Raw genomic sequence first — 10,125 nt, 5'->3', positions numbered from 1 at the left:
GGGCGGCCGGAGACGGATCAGTAGGTGCTCACCGAGGCGCTGAAGATGCCCGTGGCCAGAGCGATGATCCAGAACAGGATGTTCAGCACCCAGATGATCGCGAAGGCGATCCAGGCCCACTTGGTGAACTTCCGGGCGGTCTCGGGCTCCGTATCGGCTTTGAGGTAGCCGAGCAGGCCCAGCACGCCGGGGATCACGCCGCCGCAAAGGAAGCCGACGATGGTGGCGATGAGGGCGTTCTTCTTGAGGGATGCGACGTCGAAGCCGCCGGTGGGAGCAGTCATGGGGTTCCCCTTCCAAGCAATCTGTCACCGGCTGCGGTGCGCGAACCGGACACTGGGGACCGGGGGTGAGCACCTCCCGGCCAAGGGGGATCGTACCGCAGGTCACACCCCGCGGCGCGATGGGGACCACTCCCCATTGCCGTGCCGTGGTGCCACGGGCAGCAAGGGGTGCTCCGACTGCGACTCAGCCCAGGGTCACCCGGTGCACCAGCACCGTGAACTCCTCGTCCCGGCCTGCTTCGCGGGCGCGCAGACGCCCGCCCTCCAGGGAGATCGGCTGTGCCTGCTTCACCACCACACCGCCCCTGCCGTCCACGATGCCCAGCGCCAGTGAGGTTCCCTGGGCGATGGCCTCCAGCAGACGGTCGGTGACGCTCAGATCGGCGCCCCCCGCCTCGGCCTCCCGGATGCGGGCCACGGCCTCGGCCGGGGGAAGGCGCAGCTCCGGCCCGTCCACGGTGACCAGGTCCGCCGCCAGGGGACCGCCCGCCAGGGAGTGCGACAGCTGCGCATCGGCCGGGCGTCCGTCGGCCCCCACCGCCTGGGGTGACAGCCCCGCGCGGCGTGCGCACTGCAGGGCGAAACCGGGATCGGACATGGTCACCGCCACCGTGGGGGCCAGGCGGCGCAGGTTCAGCGCTGTCGCCTCCGCGGCGGCCTGCAGCAGGTCCAGCACCTCGGCCTCGGCCTGCAGCACCGTGGCGGCCCGGGAGACCTGCACCCGGCCGTGGCGGCGCTGCTCATCGCGCACCAGGTACTCCACGGCCTGGGGGAGCGGGGCGCGGGAGTGCTCGCGCAGCAGGTCCAGCAGCAGCTCCGGGTCCCCACCCACGCCGAGCGCCCGACGGATCGAGGAGGCGCTGAGGCGCAGCGTCACCGCGCCGCCGCGGGAGACCACCTCCGTCCAATCCAGCAGCGGCATCAGCTGCTCCGAGGGTCGGCCGGGGATCACTACGGTGAGATCGGCGTCCACCAGCACCTCGGAGACCGGCGGTGGCGCCGACACCTCTAGTGCCTCGGTGAGCCGCCGATCGGCCTGCATCACGTCCTCATCCAGGGCCAGCACCAGCTGCCCGCCCAGCACGGTCAACGCACCCGCGTCGACCAGCCCCAGCGCCTCCCCCTCACGCAGCATCGCCGCTGTCTCCTCGGCGATGACGGAGGCGGGGACCAGCGGGAACGCCCACGCCAGGGAGGCCTGCAGGGACTCCGGGGTGGCACTGATGCCGGGGGAGGTGCGCAGGGCGCGCAGCAGGCTGCCGCGGCGGGTGCGCACACCGTCACGCCTCGTCAGATCGGACAGCAGGGGGCGCGCGGTGCCGGAGGAATCCGGGGTTCCCACCACGGCCGCCAGGTGGTGGCCGCGGGCCCATCCCAGGGCCAGCTCGGCCCAGCGGGACTCGGCCGAGCGCTCCCGGTGCGCGTCCCAGTCACGGGTGGGGTGCCACTCCTGCCCGTCGTGGCCGATCAGCCCGACCTGCCAGGCCGTCTGCAGCACGGTCGCGTAGGTGAGCAGATCCGAACCGGCACGCTCGGCCAGCCGGTTCAGATCGCGCTGCGGGATGCCACCGCGCCGCAGCACCCCGGGAGGGTCCTCGTCGAAGCCGCGCACCGTGCCCACCAGGCGCAGTGCCTCGAAGGCCCGCTCCACGGCCTGTGCGGTGCGGCTGCCGGGGATGCGCTCGTGCAGGGGAGGGCCCTGCGGGCCCGGTCTCAGAGCGGTGTGGATGCGCCGCACGCGACCCTTGCGCAGGGCCAGGTGGATGCTGCGGGGCAGGCGCAGGGTGCCGTCCTCCTCACGTCGGACGATCCTCGCCTCGAGCAGCTGGCGCGCCAGGTGGCCGTTGCCCTGCACCGTCGAGGGACCCCAGGCCAGGGTGTCGAGGACGCCGTCGTGCTGCCCCCGGGCAGCCTCGACGATCCGCTCGGCCTCCTGGGGCGTCGGGTCCCCGGCCTCGGGTGCGGCCAGTCCCGCCGGGGTGCGCAGCCCCTCGCGCAGTGGACGGATCAGGTGCAGCTCGTCCTCCCCCCACACCACCGCCAGGGTCTCCAGGCGCTCCACCGCGGTGGAGATGGTGGCCGGGTCGGAGGACACCGCCGCCGCGAGCTCCCGTGGAGAGGCGCCGTCGGGCAGCACGGCCAGCGCCTCCACCAGGTGCAGCTCGGGCAGGGTCAGGGCCGAGAGGGCGCGCCGCGCGGAACCCGCCCCAGCCGCGCGCGCCGCGAGCGGGCCGATGCCCTTGGGCAGGGGCGAGGCGAGATCCGGCCGGGCGACGAGAAGGGCCTCGAGGCGGTCATCGCCGAACCGTCGCAGGGAGTCCGCGAGGGACCGGATCACAGCGGTCATGGTGCGATCCAGCATAGGCTGGTCCGGCTCCGGGCAGGTCCAGCTCGCCCGTGCCGATGCCGACCGCGCCGCTCTCGCTGCGCCGACGGCACCGGCGCTGACGGCCCCGACGCCACCGGAGCCCGCCCCCATAGCCCAACCGGCAGAGGCAGCCGCCTTAAAAGCGGCTCAGTACGGGTTCGAATCCCGTTGGGGGCACGAGGCAGGTCACGTCGGGGGCACGAGGCAGGTCGCGCGCATCAGATCAGGCCCTGCCGCTGCGCCAGGTGCACCGCACGGGAGCGCGAGTCCACGCCGAGCTTGGTGAACACATGCACCAGGTGGCTCTTGACGGTGGCCTCGGTAACGAACAGCTCCCGGGCGATCTCCCGGTTGGTGGCGCCGGTGGCCAGCAGTCGCAGCACCTCCACCTCGCGCTCGGTGAGCCGGGGGAGCGGGGTGCGCATTCCTTGCAGCACCCTGGCCGCGAGCTCCGGTGCGAGCACCGTCCGCCCCGCAGCGGCGTCCAGGATGCCGGCCACGATGTCCTCGGGCGGCACGTCCTTGAGCAGGTACCCGGTCGCGCCGGCACTGATCGCCCCCAGCAGCTCGGCATCCCGGTCGAAGGTGGTCAGGATCAGCACCGCGGGTGCGGGGTCGAGGTCGCGCAGGGCGCGGGTGGTGTCGATGCCGCTCATGCCCGCGCCCAGTCGCAGATCGCACAGCACCACGGCTGGCTCGAGCTCGCGCGCCAGGGCTACTGCCTCCTCCCCGGTCCCGGCCTCACCCACCACGTGCACCGAGGGATCGGCCGACAGCACGGCGCGCAGTCCGCTGCGCACCACAGGATGGTCATCCACCAGCAGCACGCTCGCGGTCATGGCGTCTTCTCCATCATCGGGCGGGACTGAGAACCCTGGCCCCAGGGTGCAGCAGGGGCGGCCCCGGTGCGGGTGCGCGGCACGTGCGGGAGGTGGGCAGAGATGGCCGTGCCCTCGCCCGGGGTGCTCTCGACCTCCAGGTCCCCGCCCAGTTCTCTCAGTCGTTGCCGCATGAAGCGCAGGCCGAAGCTCGCGGTGCCGTCGGCCTGTTCCGGCCCGGGGCCGACGGCCTCCCAGCGGCGCACGTCGAACCCGGTGCCGTCGTCTCGCACGTCCAGACGCACGGAGTCCCCGGCGCCGCTGAGGCTCACCGCTACCCGGGTTGCCCCGGAGTGCCGTCGCACGTTGCCCAGCGCTGACTGAGCGGTGCGCAGCAGCGCCACCTCCACCTCGCTGGGCAGCGGCGGCACCTCCCCGTCGACATGGAGCGCCACCTGCATTCCGGTCTCGTCCTCGAAGCGGTCCAGCAGCTGATGCAGTGCCCCGGTCAGGGCATCGTCCTCCAATTGCGCCGGCAGCAGTGCGGCGACGATCCTTCGCACGTCCACCAGGCCGTCCTGAGCCAGGCGCTCCACGCGGTCCAGGGTGCGCGCAGCCTCGGGGTCGGCGGTGCGCTGTGACTCGGCATGGGACAGCAGACGGATTGACGAGAGGCCCTGGGCGACGGTGTCGTGGATGTCGCGGGAGAGCCGGTGCCGCTCCTCGATCGCACCGGAGCGGCGCTGGGCGAGGGCGAGCTCGTCCTGCAGCTGGGCCAGCTCGTGATGCGCTCGTGTCAGCGAGGCCAGCAGGCGCTCCCGCTCCGCCGCCTCCCGCAGCAGCTCCAGGTACCCACGGGAGATCCCGAAGGCGAACACCCCACCGATCAGCGGTCCGAGCACGCTGGCCCAGCTGGTGCTGCCGTGGTGCAGCACCGGGGCGACTCCCACCACCATCAGCACGGCCGCTGCGAATGCCAGTCCCCACCACAGCGGCAGCAGGTGACCGGCCAGCAGCCACAGCAGGAACGCCAGCCACACGAACTCCGGCGAGACCGCCACTGCCGCGACCCACACCATCGCCAGGCCCAGCAGCCACCACACCGGCCGGGCTGCACGGGGACCGATCCGGCCCGGCGCGGAACCGCCCGGGGCAGGGCGCGTGGCGATCACGGAACCGGCCGCGTGCCAGCCCAGGATCGCCAGGCCCGCCACGATCGCGGCGGCCGGGGCCACTCCGTCGGCGAGGGCACGCAGCACACCGATCACGGTGAGGGCCACCGCGATGAGGTGCCGGCCCACCTCCATCGCTCTCGCGGTGAGGCCGGCCGGCACCCGACCCGTGCGCTCAGGCCTGCGCAGGGGCGTCTGGACGAGGCTCATGGTTCGATTCTGCGCTGTCGAGCAGGGCATGACCACTTGGGGAGGTCGCGGGCGCGGGGCGCCCCGGCCACCAGATCCGGTCCCCCACCAGGGAGAAGATCGCCGGAACCATCACGGTGCGCACCACCAGGGTGTCCACCACCACGCCCACGCCCACCACCAGGCCCAGCTGCGCCAGGGTGACCAATGGCAGCACGCCGAGTGCCGCGAACACCGCGGCCAGCACGATGCCGGCACTGGTGATCACCCCACCGGTGTGGGTGACTGCCTCCACCATCCCGCGCCGCGTGCCCCAGGCCCCGGCCTCGGAGCGCGCCCTGTGCACCAGGAAGATCGTGTAGTCGATGCCCAGGGCCACCAGGAACAGGAACGCCAGGATCGGCACCTGGGGGTCCAGGGCCTGCTGCTCCAGCAGCATCCGGCTCAGCCACGCGCCGGCCCCGATCGCGGCGACGGTGCTGGCCAGGTTCACCATCAGCAGCAGCACCGGGGCGACTGCCGAACGCAGCAGCACCAGGAGCACCACGAAGGTGACCGCCAGGATCAGCGGCGCCACCAGCAGCAGGTCCGCGCGGTTCCCTTCACGGGCATCCAGATCGCTCGCCACGCTGCCGCCCACCAGGGCGTCGGCTCCATCGATCGCATGCACCTGCTTGCGCAGCTCGCGCACCTGGTCCAGGCTCTGCTCGGTCCCGGGCGCGTACTCACTCGTGACCATCACCGATGCCAGCGAGCCGTCCTCCTTCACTGCCAGGGGATGAGCCCGCACCACCCCGTCCATGCCCTGAGCCGCCTCAACCACCTGCTCGACGCTGCCGGGTGCGGTGACCACGAGGATCGGCGCTGCTTCCCCGGGCGGGAAGTGTTCCGAGAGCACCTCCAGGCCCGCCGCGGATTCCGACTCCACACGGAACCGATCTGCCTGGTCCAGACCCACCGTTGTGCCCAGCAGGCCAGTGGCCATCACGCCGAGCAGGGCGAGGGAGGCGGTCAGCGCGATGACGGGTCGGCGCACCACGGCGCCGGCCACCGTGCGCCAGGCGCCGGCTCGGGAGCGGTGACCGCCGCCATCCACTGTCGGCACGAACGGCCAGAACACCCGGCGCCCGCAGACCGCCAGCAGCGGCGGCAGCACCAGCAGAACCGAGGCCATTGCGATCAGCAGCCCGATCGCGGCCGGGATGGCGAGGCCGCGGGTCAGGGGGATCGCTGCCAGCAACAGGGTCAGCAGCGCCAGCACGACCGTTGCGTTCGATGCCATCACCGCGGGCGCCACGCCTCGCCAGGCACGGGCCAGCGCTGCACGGTGATCGGGTTCGGCCTGCAGCTCCTCGCGGTACCGGGAGATCAGCAGCAGCGCGTAGTTGGTGCCAGCGCCGAACACCAGGACGCTGATGATGCCGGCGTCGAACTGGAGACCCCAGTGGGCACCCACTGCGGCGGTGACTCGGCCGGCGAGGCCGTCGGCCAGCACGATCACCACCAGCGGCACCAGCCACAGCACGGGTGAGCGGTAGGTGAGGATCAGGAGGGCCGCCACGATGAAGATCGTCACTGCCAGCAAGGTGAAGTCCGCGCCGTCGAAAGCGGAGGCGATATCGGCCCCGAAGGCGGGACCGCCGGTGACCTGCAGGGAGACTCCTTCGATCGCGTGATCCGCAAGGGTGGTGCGCAGGTCGCTGATGGTCTGGGCCGTCTCGGAGTTGTCCGCCCCCAGGGTGATCGGGGCGATCAGCAGGGCTGCCTGCCCGTCCTCGCTCACCACCGGCCCCGAGGGGTCAGCTGCCGTGTGCTCGGCGAGAGGGGGCAGCAGGCCGTCCAGTGCCTGCAGATCGTCGGCTCCGAGGGAGCCGCCATCGGCTCGGGTGGCCACCACCAGCACCGACTGGTGGTCTGCATCCGGGAACTGCTCCAACAGGGCACTTACCCGCGCCGATTCGGAATCCACCGGGGCATGGGTGCTGCGAGCGGGGGCCTCGGCGCCGCTCAGCAGACCGAACAGCGCCACCGTCAGCACCAGGGCGATGGTCAGCACGGCCCAGGCGCCGCGGCGCGAGGTGAGCAGGGAGGACAGGGAATGGTTCATGCCTGCAGTCAACCGCGGCGGGTCCCGGCCGGACATCGCGCGGTAGAGGGAAGCGCAGATCCATCGAACGATGGATGCGGGGGACCTGACCGCGGCCTCCGCGGCCCCTGCGGTGGCACGACAGCACCCATCCGGCGTCGGGTCCGGTCCACAATGGGAACCATGACTGCCCCATTCCCTGTCGGCCCCCAACTCGTCTCACGCATCGACGAGGTGCTCTCGCGCATCGATTCCGCTGCGACCCAGGCAGGTCGTGACGGTGCGGGCATCACCGTGCTGCTGGCGACCAAGACCCGAACCCCCCAGCAGATCGCCGCGGTGATCGAAGTGCTGCGGGAGCGCGGGCGCACGATCGCGGTGGGAGAGAACCGGGCGCAGGAGATGGCCAAGCACGAGGACCCGCTGCTGGCAGGCAACGGGGTGCCGCGGCACTTCATCGGCCGCCTGCAGACCAACAAGGCACGGGACGTGGTGGCGTTCGCCGAGCTGATCCACAGCGTGGATCGCGATGACATCGCCGAGGCCCTGGAGCGCCGCGCCGAGATGGCCGGGCTGCATCGGGAGGTGCTGGTGCAGGTCAACACCTCGGGAGAGGAGTCCAAGGGCGGCTACGACCCCACGCCGGAAGCGGTCATCCCCGTGGTGCAGCGACTGAGGGGGAGTCAGGTGCTGCGGCCCGTGGGCCTGATGACCATCGGAGCCAACACCAGTGACGACGCGGCGGTGCGGGCATCGCTGCGGTCCCTGCGGGAACTGCGCGACGAGGTGCGGGAACGGCTGGGCCTGGACGACTTCGAGCAGCTGAGCATGGGCATGAGCGGCGACCTCGAGATCGCGGTCGAGGAGGGCGCCACCATTGTGCGCGTCGGATCGGCGATCTTCGGGCCTCGCCCCGCCTGAGCGCCGGCGTCGGCCCGCGGGGAGCGTTTGGTGGTTCACACATCGTCATGGAGAACTTGGGTCTGTCATAAATCGTGCTTAGGGTGTGAGCGTTCGATCGACCCCACACCTGAGAAATCGACCCCACACCTGAGAAGCGGAGGCACTCGTGCACATCCAGACCGTCGCCGTACAGACGCTGAGGGACCACGAGCACGGAGCTGTCGTCCCCCCGGTGCACCTTGCATCCACCTTCGAGCTCGATGCCGCCACCGATGACGGCGGCTACGCCTACCAGCGCGGCTCCAACCCCACCCGCGCCCAGCTCGAGCAGGTGCTGGCCGCGCTGGACGGCGCCGAGCACGGCTTCGCCTTCGCCACCGGCATGGCCGCCACCGCCGCCGTGTTCTCCACCCTCGAGGTGGGGGACGAGGTGCTGCTGCCGACCAGTGTGTACGGAGGAACCTTCCGCTTCGTGGACAAGGTGTTCCCCGCCCGCGGCCTCACCGGACGCTACGTCGACGACCTCGGCGCCCTCACCGATGAGGACTTCACTCCCGCCACCCGCATGGTGTTCGTCGAGACGCCCGCCAACCCCACCCTGCGAGTCACCGATCTGCGCCGCCTGGTCGAGCTCGCCCACCGCCACGGCGCCCTGGTGGCCGTGGACAACACCTTCATGACACCGGTGCTGCAGCGCCCGCTCGAGCTCGGTGCCGACGTGGTGGTGCAGTCGGCCACCAAGTACCTCGCCGGGCACTCCGACCTGCTGGCCGGCGTGGTCACCACCAGTGATCCCGCGCTCGCAGAGGCGTACGCGCTGGCGCAGAAGGCCCAGGGCGGCGTGCTGTCGCCATCGGACTCCTTCCGCCTGATCCAGGCGATCAAGACCCTGCCCCTGCGGCTCGAGCGCCAGCAGGACAACGCCCGGGCCATCGCCGAGTTCCTGCGGGACCGCGACGACGTGACGAGGGTGTTCTTCCCCGGTTCCCACAGCGAGCAGGAGGCCCGCATCCACGCCTCCCAGGCCGACGGCCCCGGTGCCGTGCTCTCCTTCGAGCTCGCTGCGGAGCTGGACCGCGTGCGGTTCGTGGAGGCCCTGCGCTACCCCGTGTACGCGGTGAGCCTGGGCGGGGTCGAGTCGCTGATCTGCCGCCCCGCCACCATGACCCACGAGGCCATGACCCCCGAGGCCCGTGCCACCGCCGGCATCTCCGATGAGCTGCTGCGGCTCTCGGTCGGCATCGAGAACATCGACGACCTGCTCGAGGACCTCGCGCAGGCCCTCGCCTCCGCTCGCTGACCCCCGGGGCCCAGGTCCCTGCCGCCGGCCGAGCCCCAGGTCTGGTCGGCCCCACCACTGCCCGCTGACCCCGAAACGCCCCGCCCGAGCACCGGACCCACCACCGAAGGACTCTCCATGAACAGCAGCTCTGCTCCCCGCCCGCGCCCCACCCGCCGCATCGCCCTGACCGCCGGCGGCGCCTCGATCGCCGCCCTGCTGGCCGCCTGCGGCTCCGAGGACCCGACCCGCGGAGCGGGCGGCCCCGGAGGCTCCGGCGGCTCGGACGGCGGGGGCGGCGGAGGCTCCGTCGACGAGGACATCCTCGCCCGCATCCAGGAGAACGGCTCGATCCGCATCGGCCTGGAGGGCACCTACCGGCCCTACGCCTTCCACGACGACTCCGGCGAGCTCGTCGGCTTCGAGAAGGACATCGCCGACAAGATCGCCGAGGGTCTCGGCGTGACCCCGGAGTACATCGAGACCGAATGGGACTCCCTGATCGCAGGCCTCGACGTGGACCGCTACGACCTGGTGATCAAAAACGTGGGCATCACCGAGGAGCGTCAGCAGAAGTACGCCTTCACCGAGCCGTACGCGCAGTCCATCGGCCGCATCGCCGTGCCGGAGGACTCCGAGGTGCAGACCGCGGAGGAGCTCGAGGGCAAGCGCTCGGCCCAGACCGCCACCAGCAACTGGGCCCAGCAGATGGAGAAGCTGGGCGCTGAGATCGTCCCCGTCCAGGGATTCGCCGAGGCCATCGAGCTGGTGGTGCAGGGCCGCGTGGACGCCACCGCCAACGACTTCATCTCCTTCCAGACCTACCAGGAGGAGCACCCCGATGCGGCCTTCCGCCTGCTGGACGCCGAACTGCCCACCGACGTCACCGTCGGCGTGATCATGCAGCAGGAGCAGCAGCCCCTCCTGGACGCGGTCGACGAGATCCTCGCCGACATGAAGGAGGACGGCTCGCTGGCCGCCATCTACGAGCAGTGGGTGGGCCAGGACATCACCCCGGAGGCCTGA

General features: G+C 71.7%; 8 protein-coding genes and 1 tRNA gene. 4 read left to right on the top strand and 5 right to left on the bottom strand.

What is annotated here, in order from left to right; genetic code table 11:
- Window positions 1–17: 17 nt before the first annotated feature.
- Entirely contained in the window at window positions 18–284 is a 267-nt protein-coding gene (locus M3B01_RS07515; RefSeq protein ID WP_193866511.1) for a hypothetical protein, read from the bottom strand.
- Between the two features lie 184 nt (window positions 285–468).
- Window positions 469–2,631 (bottom strand): helicase-associated domain-containing protein, encoded by a 2,163-nt coding sequence (locus M3B01_RS07510; protein ID WP_193866510.1) that lies wholly within the window; start codon window positions 2,629–2,631, stop codon window positions 469–471.
- Between the two features lie 124 nt (window positions 2,632–2,755).
- On the opposite strand from M3B01_RS07510, the gene M3B01_RS07505 reads away from it, so the two are divergent.
- Window positions 2,756–2,829: transfer RNA gene (locus M3B01_RS07505), tRNA-Leu, on the top strand.
- 41 nt (window positions 2,830–2,870) lie between these two features.
- Here the strand turns inward: M3B01_RS07505 and M3B01_RS07500 are convergent.
- Genes M3B01_RS07500 through M3B01_RS07490 form a run of 3 tightly spaced genes read right to left on the bottom strand, consistent with a single transcriptional unit; the run spans window position 2,871 to window position 6,938 of the window.
- Entirely contained in the window at window positions 2,871–3,491 is a 621-nt protein-coding gene (locus tag M3B01_RS07500) for a response regulator transcription factor (RefSeq protein ID WP_193866509.1), read from the bottom strand.
- Entirely contained in the window at window positions 3,488–4,852 is a 1,365-nt protein-coding gene (locus tag M3B01_RS07495) for a sensor histidine kinase (RefSeq protein ID WP_193866508.1), read from the bottom strand. Before M3B01_RS07495 ends, M3B01_RS07500 begins: the two co-directional genes overlap by 4 nt.
- Window positions 4,818–6,938, bottom strand: coding sequence for an MMPL family transporter (locus tag M3B01_RS07490; protein WP_193866507.1), 2,121 nt, complete (start codon window positions 6,936–6,938; stop codon window positions 4,818–4,820). Before M3B01_RS07490 ends, M3B01_RS07495 begins: the two co-directional genes overlap by 35 nt.
- 162 nt (window positions 6,939–7,100) lie before the next feature.
- Here M3B01_RS07490 and M3B01_RS07485 point away from each other — a divergent pair, with 162 nt between their 5' ends.
- The 3 genes from M3B01_RS07485 (at window position 7,101) to M3B01_RS07475 (ending at window position 10,125) form a co-directional block, all read left to right on the top strand.
- Window positions 7,101–7,838: a YggS family pyridoxal phosphate-dependent enzyme gene (locus tag M3B01_RS07485; protein ID WP_193866506.1), complete on the top strand. Its 738-nt coding sequence runs from the start codon at window positions 7,101–7,103 to the stop codon at window positions 7,836–7,838.
- Between the two features lie 148 nt (window positions 7,839–7,986).
- On the top strand, window positions 7,987–9,120 hold the full coding sequence (locus M3B01_RS07480) for a PLP-dependent aspartate aminotransferase family protein (RefSeq protein WP_259790748.1): 1,134 nt from the start codon (window positions 7,987–7,989) through the stop codon (window positions 9,118–9,120).
- 117 nt (window positions 9,121–9,237) lie between these two features.
- Window positions 9,238–10,125 (top strand): transporter substrate-binding domain-containing protein, encoded by an 888-nt coding sequence (locus tag M3B01_RS07475; protein ID WP_259790745.1) that lies wholly within the window; start codon window positions 9,238–9,240, stop codon window positions 10,123–10,125.

The sequence above is a fragment of the Brachybacterium sp. p3-SID957 genome (assembly GCF_025144775.1).
Classification (GTDB): Bacteria; Actinomycetota; Actinomycetes; order Actinomycetales; family Dermabacteraceae; genus Brachybacterium; species Brachybacterium epidermidis.
The sequence above is the reverse complement of the archived record's forward strand: the minus strand, read 5'-3'. Positions and strand labels throughout refer to the sequence as shown.

Excerpts from the sequence above, each read along its gene's own strand:
- M3B01_RS07475 (WP_259790745.1), top strand. The coding sequence starts at position 9,238 with ATGAACAGCAGCTCTGCTCCCCGCCCGCGCCCCACCCGCCGCATCGCC.
- M3B01_RS07485 (WP_193866506.1), top strand. The coding sequence starts at position 7,101 with ATGACTGCCCCATTCCCTGTCGGCCCCCAACTCGTCTCACGCATCGAC.
- M3B01_RS07510 (WP_193866510.1), bottom strand. The coding sequence starts at position 2,631 with ATGACCGCTGTGATCCGGTCCCTCGCGGACTCCCTGCGACGGTTCGGC.
- M3B01_RS07495 (WP_193866508.1), bottom strand. The coding sequence starts at position 4,852 with ATGAGCCTCGTCCAGACGCCCCTGCGCAGGCCTGAGCGCACGGGTCGG.
- M3B01_RS07515 (WP_193866511.1), bottom strand. The coding sequence starts at position 284 with ATGACTGCTCCCACCGGCGGCTTCGACGTCGCATCCCTCAAGAAGAAC.
- M3B01_RS07500 (WP_193866509.1), bottom strand. The coding sequence starts at position 3,491 with ATGACCGCGAGCGTGCTGCTGGTGGATGACCATCCTGTGGTGCGCAGC.
- M3B01_RS07490 (WP_193866507.1), bottom strand. The coding sequence starts at position 6,938 with ATGAACCATTCCCTGTCCTCCCTGCTCACCTCGCGCCGCGGCGCCTGG.